We start from the raw sequence: 20305 nt of genomic DNA on the forward strand, positions 1-20305 counted from the left end.
ACATTTCTTTTGGAGGAAGCATGGCAACACGTATTGAATTTCACAAGCATGGTGGCCCTGATGTACTCAAGGCTGTGGAGTTTACGCCTGTAGACCCGGCGGAAAATGAAATCCAGGTCGAGAACAAAGCGATTGGGATCAACTATATCGACACCTATATCCGCAGTGGTCTTTATCCGCCGCCTTCTCTGCCCAGCGGTCTGGGTACCGAAGCCGCAGGCGTGGTCAGTAAAGTCGGTAGCAAAGTGACGCACATTAAAGCCGGCGATCGCGTGGTTTACGCTCAGTCCCCCCTGGGCGCCTACAGCTCAGTGCATAACGTCCCGGCGGATAAAACCGCTATTTTGCCCAACGCTATCTCGTTTGAACAAGCTGCCGCCTCATTTCTTAAAGGGCTCACCGTTTTTTATCTGTTGCGTAAGACCTATGAAATTCAGCCCGATGAACCATTTTTGTTCCATGCGGCAGCAGGCGGCGTCGGTATGATTGCCTGCCAGTGGGCAAAAGCATTGGGTGCGAAGCTGATTGGCACCGTCGGTAATGCGCAAAAAGCGCAAATTGCGCTGCAGGCCGGCGCATGGCAGGTCATTAACTATCGTGAAGAGAGCATTGTAGAACGAGTAAAAGAGATCACTGGCGGTAAAAAAGTGCGGGTGGTGTATGACTCGGTGGGGAAAGATACCTGGGAAGCCTCACTGGATTGCCTGCAGCGCCGGGGGCTCATGGTCAGCTTTGGTAATGCTTCCGGACCGGTGACTGGCGTTAACTTAGGCATTCTGAATCAGAAAGGTTCGCTGTATGTGACTCGCCCTTCACTCCAGGGTTACATCACCAACCACCATGAATTAACCGAAGCCAGCAATGAGCTTTTCTCGCTGATTGCCAGCGGAGTGATCAAAGTGGATGTCGCACCGGGCCAAACGTTCGCACTGCACGACGCGCAGCGTGCTCATGAAGTGCTGGAAAGCCGGGCCACACAGGGGTCGAGTTTGCTGATCCCGTAACGCCCTCATTTCCGCTAAATAATTCAAGCCGCCAACAAACCTGCGGTTTGAATTATGAAGGGGGAAGAAAGAATTAGGGCTTCCCGTAGGAAGCCCTTTCTTTTTTTAGTTCGGCTGTATGTAGGGTACAGCTCGATGAATTCGTTAACCTGGCAATAGTGACAGATTTGATAATCAATTCCTATTTGCTTCTAAAGGCAATGTTGCAGGTTGTGACACACCGCTCAATACCTTAGTAAAATCGGCGGTTATTGCGCTGATACTGTGGGACTTTTGGCGCTTTTATCGCCTTGATAACCCACACCACGGCAACGGCCAATAACAGCCAGGGCAACAGTTTAATCATCAACGCAAATAGTCCGCCCAAAAACATCACCACAGTGGCTACCACCAATGCGGCCAGCACTCCCAGCAAAGATACGCCGGTGACCATCAGCATGATAAAAAATCCAATCACAAAAAGTAGTTCCAGCATGGCTCTCTCCCGAAATGAAATACTCTCCACAGCTTTACAAGAAACATGCCAAAATTAATATATTGATTTATAAAGCAAACGCCCCGCGACGAAGCGCAGGGCGTGGTGAAATTCACTAACTTTTGGCGAAAACTTAACGTTTGTCTGCCACCAGCTTCAGCGCATGTTCCAGAACCTCAATATCTGCCCCGGCTTTATGCGCATTTTCGCTCAGATAGCGACGCCACTGCCGTGCCCCTGGAATCCCCTGAAACAGTCCCAGCATATGGCGCGTGACATGCCCCAAATAGGTTCCTTTACTCAGTTCACGCTCAATATACGGATACATCGCACGCACTACGGCGACCGAATCGGCATCTTCGCTGGTGACAGCAAAAATCTCGCGGTCAACGGACGCCAGAATGCCTGGGTTTTGATAAGCTTCGCGCCCCACCATCACGCCATCCATATGTTGCAGATGGATTTTCGCTTCTTCCAGCGATTTTATGCCACCGTTGATCGACATTGTCAGATGCGGAAAATCGCGCTTTAGCTGATAAACACGGTCATAATCCAGCGGTGGGATTTCGCGGTTTTCTTTCGGGCTTAGCCCAGACAGCCAGGCCTTGCGGGCGTGGATGATAAACATCTCACATTCACCGTTACCGGAGACCGTGTTGATGAAATCGCACAGGAATTCGTAGCTGTCCTGGTCATCAATACCGATACGGGTTTTCACCGTTACCGGAATCGATACCACATCGCGCATCGCTTTGACGCAATCAGCGACCAATTGCGCATTTCCCATCAGACAGGCACCAAACATTCCATTCTGTACACGATCGGAAGGGCAACCCACGTTGAGGTTAATTTCGTCATAGCCCCGTTGTTCAGCAAGCTTTGCGCACTGCGCCAGCGCAGCCGGATCGCTCCCGCCCAGTTGCAAAGCGACTGGATGTTCTTCTTCGCTATACGCCAGATAATCGCCTTTACCATGAATGATCGCGCCGGTGGTTACCATCTCCGTGTAGAGCAGCGTCTGGCTGGACAGTAAGCGCAAAAAGTAGCGGCAATGTCTGTCCGTCCAGTCGAGCATCGGCGCGATAGAAAAACGATGAGCGGGAAAAGCGGTAGACTGAGATTCAGGCAGCATGGCGAATATTCAAGCATCCGGTTAAAAAAGGGGCGCTACTATAGCATAGACCGTTACGATAGTGAGCCACATCCTCGCAGTTCCCCCTCCCTGCTCCCCGACAAGCACTATTTACGCCCCGGTTTTCCGTCGTGAGATCCAAAAAACTGCGGCGGATGGTCGACCCAACGATCCTCACGCGTGGCGGCATAAACCGGATTAAGCGGATAATAAATACGATTGTATTTTTTGTTCGCCTCACCCACGACCAGCAGACGTACCTCTTCACTGGTGTTATTGATAAAGGTGTGACACACGCCGGTGCCCGCCGGGAAACCGACGCTGTCGCCCGGTTCCAGCTTCCATAAATAACCGTTAATCCAGGCTTCAGGATATCCTTCCAGCACATAGATAAACTCTTCCTCATCGCTTTCAGCGTGCGGATACGAGGTGCGTCGGCCCGGCGGCAGGCGCTCATGATGAATGCCGAGTCGCCCTAACCCCAGCTTGCGGGCAAGCGGCGCACCTATGGAAAACAGCTCATCGCTATCGGGATAGGTGGAGTCATCAGCCCCCTCAACTTCACGCCAGTGACGAATACAATCGGGTCTTTTCATGATTATTTTCCAGTATTGCGATGGGTCAGGTATAGCACACCGCGGTGGATCTCGGTGTTTTAAACAGAACATGTTAAAGTAAGGGATTAACCTTGCACGCAAATCGAGGCCCCAAATGGACAAAACCACCACGCAGGAGTTATTGGCTCAAGCTGAAAAACTCTGTGCGCAACGCAACGTACGGCTTACGCCACAACGCCTCGAAGTGCTGCGCCTGATGAGCCTGCAGGAAGGCGCAATCAGCGCTTACGACCTACTTGACCTGTTGCGGGAAACCGAGCCGCAGGCCAAGCCGCCGACCGTGTATCGTGCGCTTGATTTTCTGCTGGAACAAGGCTTTGTGCACAAGGTGGAATCCACCAACAGCTATGTGCTTTGCCATCTGTTCGATCAGCCAACCCACAGTTCCGCAATGTTCATTTGCGACCGCTGTGGTGTGGTAAAAGAAGAGTGCGCGGAAGGCGTGGAAGACATCATGCATACGCTGGCAGCAAAAATGGGCTTTGCCCTGCGACATAACGTTATTGAAGCCCATGGACTGTGCCCGGCCTGTGTGGAGGTTGAGTCATGTCGTCACCCTGGCGAATGCCAGCATGACCATACGATTCAGGTGAAGAAGAAAGTTGGGCGTTAAGCGGGTGGGAGAGCGTACATCCTTGTACTCTCAGGAGGGAAGGGTTAATTACCAGCGGTAATCATTACGTTTTTCCCAATCGGTCACTTCTTTCTCCGCCTGATCTTTCGCGTAACCGTAACGCTCCTGGACTTTACCGACCAGTTGGTCACGTTTACCTTCAATGACCGTCATATCATCATCGGTCAGTTTGCCCCATTGCTCTTTCACTTTACCTTTAAACTGCTTCCAGTTGCCGCCGACTTCGTCTTTATTCATCATCAAGTCCTCATCGTTAGGTTGTGAATAGCGATAGAGTGCCATGTCCAGACACATGCTGTTTTTGCTGGACGTGAGAATAAGTGTAGTCAGGGATTCTGGGTTTTATTTACTATTCGGAATTTTTAACCATCCGCTCAGGCAAACCAGGTTCCATTACGCCAGTGACGCCGCCAGATAAAGGCCAGGGACAGCCCACGCAGCGCGAGAAAAACGGTTAACGCCAGCCACAAACCATGATTTCCCAACAACGGTAAAGCCAGTAGCGTTAATGCGAACCCTGCTGCGGCAACGGCCATACTGTTGCGCATTTCTGCAGCTCGTGTCGCTCCAATAAACATACCGTCGAGCAGATAACACCACACTCCCACTAGCGGCAAAACCACCTGCCAGAAAAGATAGCGATCGGCCAAAAGTTGGATTTGCGGCAGCGAGGTCAGCAGCGCAACAATCTGCTCGCCAAACAGGGCATAAACCAGCGAAAACAGAATAGCCACAATACCGGACTGTCGGCATGCCGCCCGCCAGACATCAAGCAACTGGCTGCCATCCCTTGCCCCATAGGCCTGACCCGAATGCGCTTCCACGGCATAGGCAAATCCATCCAGCGCGTAGGCGGTAAACGTCAGCAGAGTCATCAGAACGGCGTTAACCGCGATGATGTCGCCTCCCAAACGCGCGCCCAGAACCGTAATGGCCCCAAAGCAGAGCTGTAACAGCAGCGAACGCAGCATGATGTCGCGGTTGAGCGCCAGCAAACGACGGAAGTTGCCACGCCACGCCAGCTTCAACATTGCCAGCGAAATTCCACGCATATGCAGGACTTTGCGTACCATCATCAGGCCAATCAGCAGCGTGGCATATTCGGCAATCACCGTCGCCAACGCCGCCCCCTGCACGTTCATATGCAGGCCCATTACCAGCCATAAATCGAGCACAATGTTGAGAATATTGCCGACAATCAACAGGATAACTGGCGCGCGCGCATACTGAACGCCAAGCAACCAGCCGAGCAGCACCAGATTCGCCAGCGACGCAGGTGCGCTTAACCAGCGGATTTCCAGGAAACGTCGGGCCTGCTCCAGTACCGCCTCACTTCCGCCGACAATATGCAGAGCCAGATCGATAATCGGCGTCCGAAACAGTGCGATAAGCAGCCCCGCGCCCAGCGCCAGCAATAGCGGCTGCACCAACGCGCGCGCCAGCGCCTGCGGATTTTTCGCGCCAAATGCCTGTGCGGTAAGGCCGGTGGTACTCATGCGCAAAAAAAGCAGCAGCATAAAGAGAAAGCTGGTCGCCGTGGTGCCAACAGCAACGCCGCCAAGATAGACCGGACTGTCCAGATGACCAATCACCGCGGTATCCACCAGTCCCAACAGGGGAACGGTGATATTGGAGAAGATCATCGGTAAGGCGAGGTGCCAGAGTGCTTTATCAGAAGAGGTAAAGAAAGGCATACAGGAGAGCCTGAGAAGAAGTTAGATGTACTGAAAAAAGATGCTGTGTAGGCCCGGTAAGCGTAGCGCCACCGGGCAAGTTGCCGGATAACGATGTAAACGTCTTATCCGGCCTACAGGGAATCAACAGAAAATTACAGCCATTCACCGTTACGAATGACGCCTACCGCCAACCCTTCAATAGTGAAGTTTTGCTCGCGTAGGTCGACAACAATAGGTTTAAATTCGCTGTTTTCAGGCAGGAGTTCAACCTTGTTGCCCTGCTTTTTCAGGCGCTTGACGGTGACTTCGTCGTCGATACGGGCAACAACGACCTGACCGTTACGCACATCCTGAGTTTTATGCACAGCCAGTAAATCACCGTCCATAATACCGATGTCTTTCATCGACATACCGCTAACGCGCAGCAGAAAATCGGCGTTCGGTTTGAACAGTGAAGGATCGACCTGATAGTGGCCTTCGATGTGCTGCTGCGCCAGCAGTGGCTCGCCTGCAGCCACACGTCCGACAAGCGGTAACCCTTCTTCTTCTTCCTGCAGCAGTCGAATACCGCGCGATGCGCCGGATACAATTTCAAGGACGCCTTTACGCGCAAGCGCTTTCAGGTGTTCTTCAGCGGCGTTTGGGGAACGGAACCCCAAACGCTGCGCGATCTCCGCACGCGTCGGTGGCATACCTGTCTGGCTGATGTGATCCCTAATGAGATCAAACACCTCTTGCTGCCTGGCCGTTAACGCTTTCATTCCGCCCCCTGGGTGTATATACAGTTATGCTGTGAGTATATACAGCTAAAGGTGATTTTGGAACCGCAAACTGCACAAAAAACAGGAGATTTATGCAGTTGTGGAATCTTTATCGCAAATGCGACCACAACAGGATGCCCCAGGTGATCAGAGCGACAAAAATAGACAGCAATACCGCTGCCGAGCCCATATCTTTCGCCCGACCGGAAAGTTCGTGATACTCAGAGCCAATACGGTCAACCACCGCCTCAATCGCACTGTTGAGGATTTCAACGATCATCACCAGCATCACGGAACCAATCAACAGCACGCGGGTAATGGCGTCGACGTCCAGCCAGCAGGCGATGGCTACGCCCAACAGTACGGCAACGCTTTCCTGGCGGAATGCCGCCTCATTGATCCATGCGGCGCGAAAACCTTTCCAGGAATAGCCTGCAGCTTTGATAATTCGGGTGAATCCAGTGGTATTATTGGCCATCAAAAAGAACCTTTTTACATTATTAGCGTCAATGTCATTGTAACGTTACCCCGTTTGTTTCAGGGTGTGGCAAAGCAGCGCGAAGTATGACCGGATACACCAGAAATTCACTAAACTTTCTGATATCCTTGCAGCGCATTTGCATTATTAACCAGAGGCTTTACATCGTTTATGTCCGGCTGGCCACGAATTTACTACAAATTACTGAATTTACCATTAAGCGTCCTGGTAAAAAGCAAGTCTATTCCGGCAGAACCTGCCCCGGAATTGGGGCTCGATACTTCGCGTCCCATTATGTACGTCCTACCGTACAATTCAAAAGCAGACTTGCTGACGCTGCGTGCCCAATGTCTGGTGCACGATCTCCCGGATCCCCTGGAACCGTTGGAGATAGACGGAACTCTGCTGCCGCGCTACGTGTTTATTCACGGCGGCCCGCGCGTGTTCACCTATTACACGCCGAAAGAAGAGTCCATTAAGCTGTTCCATAACTATCTCGACTTGCATCGCAGCAATCCAGACCTGGATGTGCAAATGGTGCCAGTTTCGGTGATGTTTGGCCGTGCGCCTGGGCGTGAAAAAGGCGAGGTCAATCCGCCGCTGCGCATGCTGAACGGCGTACAGAAATTCTTTGCTGTGTCCTGGCTGGGTCGCGACAGTTTTGTCCGCTTCTCCCCGTCGGTCTCCCTGCGTCGCATGGCGGACGAACACGGTACGGATAAAATCATCGCTCAGAAGCTGGCTCGCGTGGCGCGCATGCACTTTGCTCGTCAGCGTCTGGCCGCAGTCGGCCCGCGCCTCCCTGCCCGCCAGGACCTGTTCAATAAACTGCTGGCCTCAAAAGCTATCGCTCGCGCGGTAGAAGATGAAGCGCGCAGTAAAAAAATCTCCCACGAAAAAGCGCAGCAAAATGCCATTGCGCTGATGGAAGAGATTGCCGCCAACTTCTCCTACGAGATGATTCGTCTGACAGACCGTATTCTGGGCTTTACCTGGAACCGTCTGTATCAGGGGATTAACGTTCACAATGCGGAGCGTGTACGTCAGTTGGCGCACGATGGGCACGAAATCGTCTATGTTCCGTGCCACCGCAGCCATATGGACTATATGCTGCTGTCGTACGTTCTGTACCACCAGGGGCTGGTTCCGCCGCACATCGCTGCCGGTATCAACCTGAACTTCTGGCCAGCAGGTCCGATTTTCCGTCGTCTGGGCGCGTTCTTTATTCGTCGTACCTTCAAGGGCAACAAGCTCTATTCCACCGTTTTCCGCGAATACCTGGGCGAGTTGTTCAGCCGCGGCTACTCGGTTGAATACTTTGTCGAAGGAGGCCGTTCACGTACCGGGCGTCTGCTCGACCCGAAAACCGGCACGCTGTCGATGACCATTCAGGCGATGCTGCGCGGCGGTACGCGTCCGATTACCCTCGTCCCCATCTACATCGGCTACGAGCACGTAATGGAAGTAGGCACGTATGCGAAAGAGCTGCGTGGCGCGACGAAAGAGAAAGAGAGTCTGCCGCAAATGCTGCGTGGCTTGAGCAAGCTGCGTAATCTGGGCCAGGGGTATGTCAACTTTGGCGAACCGATGCCATTGATGTCTTACCTCAACCAGCATGTACCGGAGTGGCGTGAATCGATCGATCCTATCGAGTCCATCCGCCCGGCCTGGCTGACGCCGACGGTGAATAACATTGCCGCCGATCTGATGGTACGCATTAACAATGCAGGCGCGGCCAATGCCATGAACCTGTGCTGTACCGCGCTGTTGGCCTCCCGCCAGCGCTCTCTGACCCGTGAGCAACTGACTGAACAGCTCGACTGCTATCTGAGTCTGCTGCGCAACGTGCCGTATGCGGCAGATTGTACGGTTCCTGCGCAGAGCGCCAGTGAATTGATCGACCATGCCTTACAGATGAATAAGTTTGAGGTCGAGAAAGACACCATCGGTGACATCATCATTCTGCCGCGCGAGCAGGCGGTATTGATGACGTATTACCGCAACAACATTGCGCATATGCTGGTTCTGCCTTCGTTAATGGCAGCCATTGTGACTCAGCATCGTCGTATTTCACGCGCCGCGCTACAGCAGCATATTGATGCGCTGTACCCGATGCTGAAAGCAGAGCTGTTCTTACGTTGGGAGCGTGATGAACTCGCCGGAGTGATTGACGAACTGGCCAGCGATATGCAGCGCCAGGGACTGATCACCCTGAACGATGACGAACTGCATATCAATCCGGCCCGCTCTCGTACGCTACAGCTGTTGGCGGCGGGTGCTCGCGAGACGTTGCAACGCTACGCCATTACCTTCTGGCTGCTGAGCGCGAACCCGTCTATCAACCGTGGCACGCTGGAGAAAGAGAGCCGCACCGTAGCGCAACGCCTCTCCGTACTGCACGGCATTAACGCGCCGGAATTCTTCGATAAAGCCGTGTTCAGCTCTCTGGTGCTGACGCTGCGTGACGAGGGATTCATCAGCGATACCGGAGATGCCGAACCGGAAGAGACGATGAAGATCTATCAGATGTTGGCCGAACTGGTCACGTCAGATGTGCGTCTGACCATCGAGAGCGCCACACAGGGCGAGTAAGCATAAAAAAACCGGTCGAAATGAAATGACCGGTTTTTTATTTTGCAGGCTAAGCCAAACTCAAAAATGCCAGTAGCTCATCGCCAGCCCTAAGAACAGCACCAGACCGACGTAGTTATTGTTCATAAACGCTTTAAAACAGGCATCACGCTCGCGATTGACGATCAGTTTCTGCTGATATACAAACAGCGCGCCAGCCACCAGCAGAGACCAGTAATAACCCAGTCCCAGCCCGTTTAGCCAACCCACCAGCGCCATCAGCACCAGTACGCCCACCTGCAGGATACCAATAATCAGCTTGTCGTTTTGACCGAACAGAATCGCGGTCGATTTAATGCCGATCTTCAGGTCATCATCGCGGTCAACCATCGCATACTGCGTGTCGTAGGCCACCGCCCAGAGAATATTGGCGAGGAACATCAGCCAGCAGCTCAGCGGTACGGACTCGCTCACGGCGGCGAACGCCATCGGGATCGACCAGCCAAACGCCGCCCCCAGCACCACCTGCGGCAGGTGCGTATAGCGCTTCATGAACGGGTAAACCCACGCCAGCGCTAACGCCGCAACGGACAACAAAATGGTCATCGTGTTGAGCGTCAAAACCAGCAGGAAGGCCAGCAGTACCAATACGACGAACAGCGTTCGGGCCTCTTTTTCAGTGACGGCCCCGCTTGGCAGCGGTCGATTTGCGGTGCGTTTAACGTGTCCGTCAAATTTCCTGTCGGCATAATCATTCACCACGCAGCCGGCGGCGCGCATTAACCAAACGCCAGCGACAAACACCGCCAGGATCCACATTTGCGGCATGCCTGGGGTTGCCACCCACAATGCCCACAGCGTAGGCCAGAGCAGCAGTAAGGCACCGATTGGCTTATCCGTACGCATCAAGCGGTGAAATGCCAGCAGCTTATTCTGCGTCAGACTCCACTCCATCTTTATCTTCCTCTCAGTACAACGGCGATGCAGGTAGAAAAAGCTCGGTAAGCATCAGCGGCTTACCGCTCAGCCGCAGGCGGGAACGGCGCCCCCACAGCGCTGCATCGCGGCCAATCTCAATAAAATCTCGGGTCAATGTCGATGATGTAAACAGGTAACGTCCGAGCGGGGTTTTCCCCAGATTTTGTAAGGCCAGCTCAGGGCCGCACAAGGTTGATTCAGGCACCACGGTCCGCCCGGCAAGCCAGGGTTCACCATCCGCGCATAACAGGATCTCACGTAACCAATAACGGGACTCTTTAGGCAGCAGCGGCAGCTCTTCAGGCACCTCATTTTGCCCAACGAATGCTTCGCGAATCAACGTTACGGTGACCTGTTTTCCCTGCTGCTCAAAACGTTTAGTCATGGAATCTTCCAGTAACAACCAGTCGAGCAGTTGGGCGTCCAGCGCCGGGATCGCATCAAAATAACGCAGCGCACGCAGTTGCGTTAACGCAGGGTGTGGCATGCCTTACTCTCCGATTTATAACTTGAAGGCATTGTATCGCAGAAAATGCATTACGGGGTGAGCAAACACAATTAAGTGATCGCCAGAGCAACATAAGTGTAACAATTAGCACCGAAGGATAAAAAAAGGTGCGCCAGGAGACGCACCAGTTGTTGCAAAATCAACAATGCGGGGCGATGTTTACCCCTTGCCTTTTACACTGCTGATAAAGGTGGATCGGGCAGATTTGGATCCCAGACGCTCAGCTTCATCAAGCAGCTTCAGCGCTTTATCGACATCGCCTTTCGCAACGGCATCCTTAATGCCCTGGTTAAAATAACTTTCCGTGTCGTTCAGCATCGGCTCACTTTTCTTCACCGGTTGTGGCGCTGGAGCAGCAACGGCTGCTGCCGGAGCCGCATAGGTCACCGCAGGCGCGGCGGTATTGCCCACCGTGACAGGACCAGGGCCGGATGAGCCAAACAGCGGCCCGACCAGAACACTGGAGGAGGAGCTGGTTTTGACTTTCAGTTTCAGTAAACCGTCGGTGGTATGACGGGCGATCGGGTCTGGAATATCCGGAATAGCGTTACCTACGCCCTTGGCATAGGCTTTTGCCGGGTCAAGCAGGGTTGTGGTCTGCTGGAGATCTTTATCAGTGGTAAAGACCAAAACATAGAGTTTTTGCTGACCCAGCGCTGGCGTCAGACGCATTACCCCTTCCAGACGATCGGCACTCATCACGCCGGGCTCCTGGTAAGTAAAATAGCTGCTGGGGAAGAACGCAGATGGCGTCATGTTTTGGTCAAGAATTAATACGTTTGGCGCAAATACGCTGGTTTGTTTATTCACTTCACTGGACAGCGTCAGAGTGAGCTCGCCAATATTCGCCGGGACGCTATACGCAGCGACCAGGCCGGTAATACCGGCGACATCCAGACGCTGACCCGCTGTCGCAAGCGGCGAAGACTGGGTTTTGGATTGATCAACAGGTGTCCAGGTTAACTGCTGCAGCGCCGCAGTGGGAATAGATGGGGCCGCGGTGGTGTTCTGCGGAACAATATTCACATCGGCCAGGCTGATGCCAGGAGCGCTGGCAAATAACCCTGCAGATAAACAAAGGGCAACGAGACTTTTCTTCATTTTCATTGTTATCACCTCAGATAGCATGGGTTCAGCGGTGGCCAGGCAATAGCGCGCTAAACCGTAATCAAGAGGGGCTTGCGCCCCTCTTTCGGTCTTTACGTCAGGTTAGTGCTGAATTACCACCAGATTTCCATCTGGGCACCGAAGGACCACTCATCGTTGTCGCCACGGCTGGTTGTGCTGAGGCCAGAGTTCGTTGCCGCTGCGAATTTGGTTACGTCGTTACCATTTTTGATGTAACCCCACTCTTCATCCCATTTTGCATAGGTTGCGAAGACGCGGATTGCCGGACGAGACCAGATGCTGTCACCCGCCTGCCATTGTTGGGCCAGGGTGATTTTGTACTGGCTGTTGCGATCGCTGGTCTGCTGAGATTTGACGTTGTCGTAACCGACTTCCAGCAGGGTGCTCATGATTGGCGTCCATTTATACATCGGGCGAATACCGACGGTGTACCATTCGGTCCCCAGGTCGTTATCCATGTCGAGGTTCTGGTACATACCGACGTACATCAGGTCCCACTTGTCGCCCAGGGAGATTGCACCGTGGTCCAGCACACGGAACAGGCTACCGTTGTTATTCACAACATTGTTGGCATAGTTGGTTTTAACGCCAGTAACGGGATCTTCAATGGTCGTAGTGGAAGAACCATAAGAACCCTGGTTCAGGCCTTTGCCCTGGGTGGTCATGGAATCTGTGGCGTACTGAACGACAAACTTGTTGTAGCCCTTCAGCATGCTCTGGGTATGTTCAGCGGTGAACATCCAACCATCTTTAGATGCGCCGTCCGCCAGCCTGTAATCATCGGTGGTATTCGCGCGACCATAGTCAACGCCCAGTTCCAACATCCCATCCGGGTTAGTTGCCAACTGCGCTAAACGAACGTCAAATACATCGTTCGCGGTGTCTTTGGTACGATCATAGATATTCTGGCTGCTGAAAGCGTATGAACCACCCGCTTCCTGTGAACGGCTCGCTGCCAAAGACAGTTTACCGAAGCCCAGATCGATGTTTTCAATACCGGCGCCAGGACCTGAAATATCCCAGTAGTAGAAGTCGATCATGTGTACGTCATGACGCTGGTAGAAGCGCTTACCGGCCCAGATAGTGGAGCCTGGCAGCCATTCGATCAGGTTTTTACCCTGCACGTTAGCTTCACGGAATGCCGGATCTGTGCCTTCCCAGTCATTCTGCTGTGCGACGGAGTAAGCAACGTTGGTGTCGAAGTAGAAGCTCTTATCGCCTTCTTTCCACACTTCCTGACCTAATTTGATTTCCGCATAGGTTTCACATTCGTTACCGAGACGGTATTTACTTTGTGCACCGGTTGCCTGGAAACACTGTTGTTCACCGCCACTCCCTGTCCAGCCAATACCGGAACGAGCGTAACCGTGGAAATCTACAGCCATTGCCTGAACAGACATAATGCCTGCTGCTACAGCAACCGCCAGAGGGAGTTTGCGCAGAGTAATCATCGTTCTATCTCCTGAGATCATTGCTTTTCTTTAAACGCGTCCCCCTTCGGGCTGCCTCTTTGTTGGCTGCGTTCTTTCACCCCAGTCGCGTACTCTTTGTACACTCCCGGGGATTCATTTACTTGCCGCCTCGATGTAGCTTCGAATGGCTTTGCGTTTCGTTTTTTATGGGGACCTTAAACGCCCGGCTCTTGATGCAACCGACGACATGCAGTGCCATCCTCACGGAACAGATGGCAACGCTCTGGCGGCAGGCCGATAGCGAATGTGGCACCCTCTTCTACCAACACCACGTCGTTCTGGCGGTAAACCAGGTTTTGACGGATGGCGGGGATCTGGATATGAATTTGAGTTTCGTGACCAAGCTGCTCGACCACCTGCACTTCACCTTCGAGGGTGACATCGGCGATATCGCTGGGCAGCAGATGTTCCGGGCGGATACCTAAAGACATGTTGGCACCAACCTGTACCGCATGGCTGTCCACTGGTAGCCATATTTGCTGGCGGTTGGGCAGTTCAACCTGCACCTGATCGATGGCCGTCCCGGTGACTTTCACCGGCAGGAAGTTCATCTTCGGCGAACCAATAAAGCCCGCCACAAAGCGGTCAGCCGGATAGTGGTATAGCTCCAGCGGTTTGCCGACCTGCGCCACGCGACCAGCATCCAGCACCACAATTTTGTCGGCCAGCGTCATCGCTTCGACCTGATCGTGGGTGACGTAAATCATCGTGCGGCCCAGACGTTTATGCAGGCGGGAGATTTCAATACGCATTTGCACACGCAGAGCGGCGTCGAGGTTCGACAGCGGTTCATCCAGCAGGAATACGCGCGGCTCGGCGACCAGCGTTCGGCCAATCGCCACACGCTGACGTTGTCCGCCGGAAAGCGCTTTCGGTTTACGCTCCAGCAGGTGCGCCAGTTGCAGAACTTCTGCGACCTGATTCACGCGCTGATTCATCACCTCTTTTTTTGCGCCAGCCAGTTTGAGGCCAAACGACATATTTTCTGCGACGGATAAATGGGGATACAACGCGTAGGATTGAAAGACCATGCCCACGCCGCGTTCGGCGGGGGGAATGTCGTTCATCCGGGTCTCCCCGATAAACAGGTCGCCACTGGTGATGGTTTCAAGTCCGGCGATCATACGCAGCAAGGTCGACTTACCGCAGCCTGACGGTCCGACAAACACCACGAATTCCCCTTCGTGAATGTCGAGATTGATATCTTTCGATACCACCACGTCACCCCAGGCTTTCGTTACATTTCGCAGCTGTACGCTCGCCATGCCCTTCTCCCTTCGTTACAACCTGTCATCGACAGCAACATTCATGATGGGTTGACTATGCGTGATCCCTTGACTGCGTGAATCCTCCACCCCCGGCTTTTTTATGGGGGAGGAGGCGGGAGGATGAGAGAACAGCGTCTGAGACCCGGGCCGTACGCCGCGGAGGAATTTCGTGATGCAGCCTGCAAAAATCAGTGGGTTTTTATGTGCGCCAGTACGCAATACTCACATTTATGCAACACAGATCACATAAAGAGCGGGTGGGGCGTAGGGGTAAGGAGGATGGAAAGAGGTTGTCGTATAAAGAAACTAGTAACCGTTAAGCCACCTCTGCAAAATCACCAAACAGGATGGGAACTATGAAAATCAAAACTGGCGCACGCATCCTCGCATTGTCTGCATTAACGACGATGATGTTTTCCGCCTCGGCTCTCGCCAAGATTGAAGAAGGTAAGCTGGTTATCTGGATTAACGGCGACAAAGGCTATAACGGCCTCGCTGAAGTGGGCAAAAAATTCGAGAAAGACACTGGTATCAAAGTCACCATTGAGCACCCGGACAAACTGGAAGAGAAGTTCCCACAGGTTGCCGCGACTGGCGATGGCCCGGACATCATCTTCTGGGCACATGACCGTTTTGGCGGCTACGCTCAGTCTGGCCTGTTGGCTGAAATCACCCCAGATAAAGCGTTCCAGGACAAACTCTATCCGTTCACCTGGGATGCCGTACGCTATAACGGCAAACTGATTGCCTACCCGATCGCGGTTGAAGCGCTGTCGCTGATTTACAACAAAGACCTCGTTCCGAACCCGCCAAAAACCTGGGAAGAAATTCCTGCGCTGGATAAAGAGCTGAAGGCGAAAGGAAAATCCGCGCTGATGTTCAACCTGCAAGAACCGTACTTCACCTGGCCGCTGATTGCCGCCGACGGCGGTTACGCGTTCAAGTTTGAAAACGGCAAGTACGACGTGAAAGACGTGGGCGTGGACAACGCGGGCGCAAAAGCGGGTCTGACCTTCCTGGTTGATCTGATCAAGAACAAACACATGAACGCGGATACCGATTACTCCATCGCCGAAGCGGCCTTTAACAAAGGTGACACCGCGATGACCATCAACGGTCCGTGGGCGTGGTCCAACATCGATAAGAGCAAGGTGAATTACGGCGTTGCCCTGCTGCCAACCTTCAAGGGTAAACCGTCCAAACCGTTCGTGGGCGTTCTGAGCGCAGGTATCAACGCTGCCAGCCCGAACAAAGAACTGGCAAAAGAGTTCCTCGAAAACTACCTGCTGACCGATCAGGGTCTGGATGAAGTGAATAAGGACAAACCGCTGGGCGCGGTTGCGCTGAAATCCTTCCAGGATCAGTTAGCGAAAGACCCGCGTATCGCGGCCACCATGGATAACGCCCAGAAAGGCGAGATCATGCCGAACATCCCTCAGATGTCCGCATTCTGGTATGCCGTTCGTACCGCAGTGATCAACGCTGCCAGCGGCCGTCAGACCGTCGATGCCGCGCTGAAAGATGCACAAGGTCGTATCACCAAGTAATACGGTTTCCCTTATTTCTTAGGGAATCAGGTTTATTGAATACGTTGTTACGCGAAATCATTCGCGCTACATCGAGGCGGCAAGGAGGCAAATCCCCAGGAGCTTACATAAGTAAGTGACTGGGGTGAGCTTCCGCAGCCAACAAAGAGGTAGTGCGAAGGATAAAGCGTAAAGAGGATTGATCCCCATGGATGTCATTAAAAAGAAACACTGGTGGCAAAGCGACCGACTGAAATGGTCAGTGATGGGTCTGCTTGGGCTGCTGGTCGGTTACCTTGTTGTTTTGATGTATGCTCAGGGGGAGTACCTGTTTGCCATCATGACGCTGATTTTAAGCTCTGCTGGCCTGTATATTTTTGCTAACCGTAAAGCCTACGCCTGGCGCTATGTTTACCCAGGCGTTGCAGGGATGGGGCTGTTTGTCCTGTTTCCGCTAATTTGTACTATCGCAATTGCCTTTACCAACTACAGCAGCACCAACCAACTGACCTTTGAACGTGCTCAGGAAGTCCTGATGGACCGTTCTTATCAGGCGGGGAAAACCTACAACTTCGGCCTGTATCCGGCGGGTACGGAGTGGCAACTGGCCCTCACCGACGGTGAAACTGGCAAGAATTATCTCTCCGACGCCTTTAAATTTGGCGGCGAACAGAAACTGCAGTTGAAAGAAGCCGAGGCGCTGCCAGAGGGCGAACGTGCGACGCTGCGTATCATCACGCAAAATCGCCAGGCGTTAACCCAACTCACCGCCATCCTGCCAGATGAAAGCAAAGTGATTATGAGTTCACTGCGCCAGTTTTCCGGCACGCAGCCACTCTATACGCTCGCTGATGACGGCACGCTCACCAACAGCCAAAGCGGCGTAAAATACCGCGCCAACAACGATATTGGTTATTATCAGGCAATTAACGCTGACGGTAGCTGGGGTAACGAAAAACTCAGCCCAGGCTATACCGTTGCCATCGGTTGGGACAACTTCACCCGCGTATTTACCGACGAAGGCATTCAGAAACCGTTCTTCGCCATCTTTGTCTGGACGGTGGTCTTCTCCGTTCTGACCGTGATCCTCACCGTGGCCGTGGGGATGGTACTGGCCTGCCTCGTACAGTGGGAGTCTCTCAAAGGCAAAGCGATTTACCGTGTCCTGCTGATTCTGCCGTATGCCGTACCGTCGTTTATTTCGATTCTGATTTTCAAAGGGCTGTTCAACCAGAGCTTCGGTGAAATCAACATGATGCTGAGCGCGCTGTTTGGCATCAAACCGGCCTGGTTTAGCGACCCAACCACCGCGCGTTCGATGATTATTATCGTCAACACCTGGCTTGGTTACCCGTACATGATGATCCTGTGCATGGGTCTGCTTAAAGCGATCCCTGACGACCTGTATGAAGCGTCGGCGATGGATGGTGCAGGTCCGTTCCAGAACTTCTTTAAGATTACGTTGCCACTGCTGATTAAGCCGCTGACGCCGCTGATGATCGCCAGCTTCGCCTTTAACTTTAACAACTTCGTGCTGATTCAACTGTTGACCAACGGTGGTCCAGACCGTCTTGGTACCACCACGCCAGCAGGCTATACCGACCTGCTCGTGAGCTACACCTACCGTATCGCCTTCGAAGGCGGCGGTGGTCAGGACTTCGGTCTGGCGGCGGCGATTGCCACGCTGATCTTCCTGCTGGTCGGTGCGCTGGCCATCGTGAACCTGAAAGCCACGCGTATGAAGTTTGATTAAGGGAGACAACGAACATGGCTATGGTACAACCCAAATCTCAGAAACTGCGTCTCTTAACAACGCACTTGCTGCTGCTGATTTTCATTGCAGCGATCATGTTCCCGCTGCTGATGGTTATCGCTATCTCGCTGCGTGAAGGTAACTTTGCCACCGGCAGCCTGATCCCGGAAAACATCTCCTGGGAACACTGGAAACTGGCGCTGGGCTTTAGCGTTGAGCATGCGGATGGCCGCGTGACGCCGCCGCCGTTCCCGGTGCTGTTATGGCTGTGGAACTCGGTGAAAGTAGCCACCATTACCGCGATCGGTATCGTGACGCTTTCCACCACCTGCGCTTACGCCTTTGCCCGTATGCGTTTCCCGGGCAAAGCAACCCTGCTGAAAGGGATGCTGATATTCCAGATGTTCCCGGCGGTGCTGTCTCTGGTCGCGTTGTATGCTTTGTTTGACCGCCTGGGCCAATACATTCCGTTTATTGGTCTGAACACTCACGGCGGTGTGATCTTCGCCTATCTCGGCGGTATTGCGCTGCATGTGTGGACGATTAAGGGCTATTTCGAAACCATCGACGGTTCGCTGGAAGAAGCGGCCGCGCTGGATGGCGCAACGCCGTGGCAGGCATTCCGCCTGGTGTTGCTGCCGCTTTCCGTTCCGATTCTGGCGGTCGTGTTTATTCTGTCTTTCATTGCCGCGATTACCGAAGTACCGGTCGCATCACTGCTGCTGCGTGATGTGAACAGCTATACCCTTGCGGTAGGTATGCAGCAGTACCTCAATCCACAGAACTATTTGTGGGGCGACTTTGCCGCCGCAGCTGTACTTTCAGCCATTCCGATCACTCTGGTGTTCCTGCTGGCACAGCGCTGGCTGGTCAACGGACTGACGGCGGGTGGTGTGAAAGGTTAAGTTTTACCGAAGTAACTGCCCGGCAACGGGCAATGCCACTGCAACCCTCAACTTATGTTATCCCAACCTGTGACTGTTATTCGGCGCTCTACGGAGCGCCCTTTTTTTATGTTATTTTGCATTACGCTTACGATTATTTCCTTTCGTGCCCCCCATCACTGCAAATCAATTTTTCGCCTGAAACTCGACAAATTAAACAGAATTAGTTTGGCGCAGGCGTTATCGCCATCGGCGTGATCAACCTTAGCTTTACCGTATTGGCGATCATGACGGTGGATAAATTTGAAGAACTGTGGGAACCCGCGGCGGAGAAAACCCAGCCGGCCTCTGCGCAGTAATTTTTACCCAAAACACGCCGCAGCCCAATTGCGGCGTGTTGTCTTTTACTCTCGCTTCAGCCGTTTGGAATTACACAGCCACAGGGTGATCACCAGCAGCAGGATCGCCGCAGAATAGATCAGCACATCCATCGGCGCTTTATGATCGACAATGATCAGCCGCACAATCGCAGTGATCCCGATATAGACAAAGTAGCGTAGCGGAAAGTGAAAACCTGACTGAAAGTACTTCACAATCAGCGCGATAAATTCAAAGTAGAGAAAGTAAACCACCAGCCCTTCCACCAGTTCATACTTGCTGGTTTGTTCCGGCGCGAACAGCACATCCGCCAGATGCAGCGTTTCTTTCCCGAGGAATACGACCAGGATCAGGCCCAGACTCAGCAACCCCAGATTCAACACGGTCTGTAAAATAGTGGAGATAAACTCCACGCGCGGACGAGATAGCGACGTCATAACAGCACCTCTTACTCAGTGGCAAGGTTCCTGTATAACGCAAAAATGTGACAGAGATCTACATTTTTTGTTTATATTTTGTGCAAGAAAGGTCAGCAGGGAATGATGAGTGTCACGACACATTTCACAGGATGAATTATGCAGCTCAGACAATCCGCTGTTCGCAACGTTACCTGCGGTGAGAACGTGGTGATCTATGAACCCGCAAATCTCTACGACTGCACATTAGGGGACAACGTTTTTGTCGGACCATTTGTTGAAATCCAGGGTAATACGCAGATTGGCGCAGACAGCAAAATTCAGTCGCACACCTTCATCTGCGAATATGTCACCCTCGGCGCTCGCTGTTTTATCGGTCACGGCGTGATGTTCGCCAACGATATGTTTCGCGAAGGAAAACCCAATGCCGACCGCAACAGTTGGGGACGTATTACGATTGGCGACGATGTCTCGATCGGCAGCGGAGCGACCATTCTGGCGGTCACTATCTGTGATGGCGTGGTCGTCGGCGCGGGGAGCGTGGTGACCAAATCGATCACCGAGAAAGGCGTGTATGCGGGAAATCCGGCAAAATTATTACGTCGTTTATAGAGCCGGATAAGCGCAGGTCTCATCCGGCCATCTA

General features: G+C 53.1%; 20 protein-coding genes. 7 read left to right on the top strand and 13 right to left on the bottom strand.

Annotation, left to right across the window (positions count from 1 at the left end; all coding sequences use genetic code 11):
* Nucleotides 1-20: 20 nt before the first annotated feature.
* On the top strand, nucleotides 21-1004 hold the full coding sequence (locus OGV38_RS03165; RefSeq protein ID WP_016155445.1) for a quinone oxidoreductase: 984 nt from the start codon (nucleotides 21-23) through the stop codon (nucleotides 1002-1004).
* A 232-nt stretch (nucleotides 1005-1236) separates the two neighbouring features.
* Here OGV38_RS03165 and pspG read toward each other — a convergent pair whose 3' ends face one another.
* The 3 genes from pspG to OGV38_RS03180 all read right to left on the bottom strand — a co-directional run bounded on the left by pspG (nucleotide 1237) and on the right by OGV38_RS03180 (nucleotide 3207).
* Entirely contained in the window at nucleotides 1237-1479 is a 243-nt protein-coding gene (pspG, locus tag OGV38_RS03170; RefSeq protein WP_016155352.1) for an envelope stress response protein PspG, read from the bottom strand.
* Nucleotides 1480-1612: 133 nt separating this feature from the next.
* Entirely contained in the window at nucleotides 1613-2611 is a 999-nt protein-coding gene (gene dusA, locus OGV38_RS03175; protein ID WP_286472930.1) for a tRNA dihydrouridine(20/20a) synthase DusA, read from the bottom strand.
* A 107-nt stretch (nucleotides 2612-2718) separates the two neighbouring features.
* Nucleotides 2719-3207: a cupin domain-containing protein gene (locus OGV38_RS03180; RefSeq protein WP_016155350.1), complete on the bottom strand. Its 489-nt coding sequence runs from the start codon at nucleotides 3205-3207 to the stop codon at nucleotides 2719-2721.
* A gap of 115 nt (nucleotides 3208-3322) precedes the next feature.
* Between OGV38_RS03180 and zur the strand changes: the two genes are divergently transcribed.
* Nucleotides 3323-3841: a zinc uptake transcriptional repressor Zur gene (gene zur, locus OGV38_RS03185; RefSeq protein WP_003031709.1), complete on the top strand. Its 519-nt coding sequence runs from the start codon at nucleotides 3323-3325 to the stop codon at nucleotides 3839-3841.
* Nucleotides 3842-3889: 48 nt separating this feature from the next.
* Here zur and OGV38_RS03190 read toward each other — a convergent pair whose 3' ends face one another.
* The 4 genes from OGV38_RS03190 to OGV38_RS03205 form a co-directional block, all read right to left on the bottom strand.
* Nucleotides 3890-4099 carry a CsbD family protein gene (locus OGV38_RS03190; protein ID WP_019077869.1) on the bottom strand — a complete coding sequence of 70 codons (210 nt, stop codon included), beginning with the start codon at nucleotides 4097-4099 and terminating at the stop codon, nucleotides 3890-3892.
* A gap of 137 nt (nucleotides 4100-4236) precedes the next feature.
* Complete coding sequence (dinF, locus tag OGV38_RS03195) at nucleotides 4237-5556, bottom strand: MATE family efflux transporter DinF (RefSeq protein ID WP_286472931.1); 1320 nt, start codon at nucleotides 5554-5556, stop codon at nucleotides 4237-4239.
* A gap of 134 nt (nucleotides 5557-5690) precedes the next feature.
* Nucleotides 5691-6299: a transcriptional repressor LexA gene (gene lexA, locus OGV38_RS03200; protein ID WP_003826596.1), complete on the bottom strand. Its 609-nt coding sequence runs from the start codon at nucleotides 6297-6299 to the stop codon at nucleotides 5691-5693.
* Between the two features lie 109 nt (nucleotides 6300-6408).
* Nucleotides 6409-6777: a diacylglycerol kinase gene (locus tag OGV38_RS03205; RefSeq protein WP_003826594.1), complete on the bottom strand. Its 369-nt coding sequence runs from the start codon at nucleotides 6775-6777 to the stop codon at nucleotides 6409-6411.
* Nucleotides 6778-6948: 171 nt separating this feature from the next.
* Between OGV38_RS03205 and plsB the strand changes: the two genes are divergently transcribed.
* Nucleotides 6949-9369, top strand: coding sequence for a glycerol-3-phosphate 1-O-acyltransferase PlsB (gene plsB, locus OGV38_RS03210; protein ID WP_286472932.1), 2421 nt, complete (start codon nucleotides 6949-6951; stop codon nucleotides 9367-9369).
* A gap of 60 nt (nucleotides 9370-9429) precedes the next feature.
* Here the strand turns inward: plsB and ubiA are convergent, their stop codons facing one another.
* The 5 genes from ubiA to malK all read right to left on the bottom strand — a co-directional run bounded on the left by ubiA (nucleotide 9430) and on the right by malK (nucleotide 14699).
* The gene (gene ubiA / locus OGV38_RS03215; protein ID WP_016155441.1) at nucleotides 9430-10302 is read right to left on the bottom strand and encodes a 4-hydroxybenzoate octaprenyltransferase; all 873 of its coding nucleotides are present in this window, start codon (nucleotides 10300-10302) and stop codon (nucleotides 9430-9432) included.
* A 13-nt stretch (nucleotides 10303-10315) separates the two neighbouring features.
* Nucleotides 10316-10813 carry a chorismate lyase gene (ubiC, locus tag OGV38_RS03220; RefSeq protein ID WP_016155346.1) on the bottom strand — a complete coding sequence of 166 codons (498 nt, stop codon included), beginning with the start codon at nucleotides 10811-10813 and terminating at the stop codon, nucleotides 10316-10318.
* Nucleotides 10814-10993: 180 nt separating this feature from the next.
* Nucleotides 10994-11941 carry a maltose operon protein MalM gene (gene malM / locus OGV38_RS03225; RefSeq protein ID WP_286472933.1) on the bottom strand — a complete coding sequence of 316 codons (948 nt, stop codon included), beginning with the start codon at nucleotides 11939-11941 and terminating at the stop codon, nucleotides 10994-10996.
* Nucleotides 11942-12054: 113 nt separating this feature from the next.
* Nucleotides 12055-13413 (bottom strand): maltoporin, encoded by a 1359-nt coding sequence (locus OGV38_RS03230; RefSeq protein WP_016155344.1) that lies wholly within the window; start codon nucleotides 13411-13413, stop codon nucleotides 12055-12057.
* Between the two features lie 176 nt (nucleotides 13414-13589).
* Nucleotides 13590-14699 (bottom strand): maltose/maltodextrin ABC transporter ATP-binding protein MalK, encoded by a 1110-nt coding sequence (gene malK, locus OGV38_RS03235; protein WP_016155343.1) that lies wholly within the window; start codon nucleotides 14697-14699, stop codon nucleotides 13590-13592.
* 359 nt (nucleotides 14700-15058) lie between these two features.
* Here malK and malE point away from each other — a divergent pair, with 359 nt between their 5' ends.
* The 3 genes from malE (at nucleotide 15059) to malG (ending at nucleotide 18886) form a co-directional block, all read left to right on the top strand.
* On the top strand, nucleotides 15059-16249 hold the full coding sequence (gene malE, locus OGV38_RS03240) for a maltose/maltodextrin ABC transporter substrate-binding protein MalE (RefSeq protein ID WP_016155342.1): 1191 nt from the start codon (nucleotides 15059-15061) through the stop codon (nucleotides 16247-16249).
* 187 nt (nucleotides 16250-16436) lie between these two features.
* On the top strand, nucleotides 16437-17981 hold the full coding sequence (gene malF / locus OGV38_RS03245) for a maltose ABC transporter permease MalF (RefSeq protein ID WP_080860358.1): 1545 nt from the start codon (nucleotides 16437-16439) through the stop codon (nucleotides 17979-17981).
* A gap of 14 nt (nucleotides 17982-17995) precedes the next feature.
* Complete coding sequence (gene malG, locus OGV38_RS03250; protein WP_016155340.1) at nucleotides 17996-18886, top strand: maltose ABC transporter permease MalG; 891 nt, start codon at nucleotides 17996-17998, stop codon at nucleotides 18884-18886.
* A 383-nt stretch (nucleotides 18887-19269) separates the two neighbouring features.
* Here the strand turns inward: malG and psiE are convergent, their stop codons facing one another.
* Complete coding sequence (gene psiE / locus OGV38_RS03255; protein ID WP_003031674.1) at nucleotides 19270-19680, bottom strand: phosphate-starvation-inducible protein PsiE; 411 nt, start codon at nucleotides 19678-19680, stop codon at nucleotides 19270-19272.
* A gap of 138 nt (nucleotides 19681-19818) precedes the next feature.
* Here psiE and OGV38_RS03260 point away from each other — a divergent pair, with 138 nt between their 5' ends.
* Nucleotides 19819-20271: an acyltransferase gene (locus OGV38_RS03260; RefSeq protein ID WP_016155439.1), complete on the top strand. Its 453-nt coding sequence runs from the start codon at nucleotides 19819-19821 to the stop codon at nucleotides 20269-20271.
* Nucleotides 20272-20305: the final 34 nt, after the last annotated feature.

Source organism: Citrobacter sp. Cb080 (genome assembly GCF_030334745.1).
Classification (GTDB): domain Bacteria; phylum Pseudomonadota; class Gammaproteobacteria; order Enterobacterales; family Enterobacteriaceae; genus Citrobacter; species Citrobacter braakii.

What these genes read in the sequence shown, in the direction of transcription:
- OGV38_RS03165 (WP_016155445.1), top strand. Translation starts at nt 21, where the DNA reads ATGGCAACACGTATTGAATTTCACAAGCATGGTGGCCCTGATGTACTC.
- pspG (WP_016155352.1), bottom strand. Translation starts at nt 1,479, where the DNA reads ATGCTGGAACTACTTTTTGTGATTGGATTTTTTATCATGCTGATGGTC.
- dusA (WP_286472930.1), bottom strand. Translation starts at nt 2,611, where the DNA reads ATGCTGCCTGAATCTCAGTCTACCGCTTTTCCCGCTCATCGTTTTTCT.
- OGV38_RS03180 (WP_016155350.1), bottom strand. Translation starts at nt 3,207, where the DNA reads ATGAAAAGACCCGATTGTATTCGTCACTGGCGTGAAGTTGAGGGGGCT.
- zur (WP_003031709.1), top strand. Translation starts at nt 3,323, where the DNA reads ATGGACAAAACCACCACGCAGGAGTTATTGGCTCAAGCTGAAAAACTC.
- OGV38_RS03190 (WP_019077869.1), bottom strand. Translation starts at nt 4,099, where the DNA reads ATGAATAAAGACGAAGTCGGCGGCAACTGGAAGCAGTTTAAAGGTAAA.
- dinF (WP_286472931.1), bottom strand. Translation starts at nt 5,556, where the DNA reads ATGCCTTTCTTTACCTCTTCTGATAAAGCACTCTGGCACCTCGCCTTA.
- lexA (WP_003826596.1), bottom strand. Translation starts at nt 6,299, where the DNA reads ATGAAAGCGTTAACGGCCAGGCAGCAAGAGGTGTTTGATCTCATTAGG.
- OGV38_RS03205 (WP_003826594.1), bottom strand. Translation starts at nt 6,777, where the DNA reads ATGGCCAATAATACCACTGGATTCACCCGAATTATCAAAGCTGCAGGC.
- plsB (WP_286472932.1), top strand. Translation starts at nt 6,949, where the DNA reads ATGTCCGGCTGGCCACGAATTTACTACAAATTACTGAATTTACCATTA.
- ubiA (WP_016155441.1), bottom strand. Translation starts at nt 10,302, where the DNA reads ATGGAGTGGAGTCTGACGCAGAATAAGCTGCTGGCATTTCACCGCTTG.
- ubiC (WP_016155346.1), bottom strand. Translation starts at nt 10,813, where the DNA reads ATGCCACACCCTGCGTTAACGCAACTGCGTGCGCTGCGTTATTTTGAT.
- malM (WP_286472933.1), bottom strand. Translation starts at nt 11,941, where the DNA reads ATGAAAATGAAGAAAAGTCTCGTTGCCCTTTGTTTATCTGCAGGGTTA.
- OGV38_RS03230 (WP_016155344.1), bottom strand. Translation starts at nt 13,413, where the DNA reads ATGATTACTCTGCGCAAACTCCCTCTGGCGGTTGCTGTAGCAGCAGGC.
- malK (WP_016155343.1), bottom strand. Translation starts at nt 14,699, where the DNA reads ATGGCGAGCGTACAGCTGCGAAATGTAACGAAAGCCTGGGGTGACGTG.
- malE (WP_016155342.1), top strand. Translation starts at nt 15,059, where the DNA reads ATGAAAATCAAAACTGGCGCACGCATCCTCGCATTGTCTGCATTAACG.
- malF (WP_080860358.1), top strand. Translation starts at nt 16,437, where the DNA reads ATGGATGTCATTAAAAAGAAACACTGGTGGCAAAGCGACCGACTGAAA.
- malG (WP_016155340.1), top strand. Translation starts at nt 17,996, where the DNA reads ATGGCTATGGTACAACCCAAATCTCAGAAACTGCGTCTCTTAACAACG.
- psiE (WP_003031674.1), bottom strand. Translation starts at nt 19,680, where the DNA reads ATGACGTCGCTATCTCGTCCGCGCGTGGAGTTTATCTCCACTATTTTA.
- OGV38_RS03260 (WP_016155439.1), top strand. Translation starts at nt 19,819, where the DNA reads ATGCAGCTCAGACAATCCGCTGTTCGCAACGTTACCTGCGGTGAGAAC.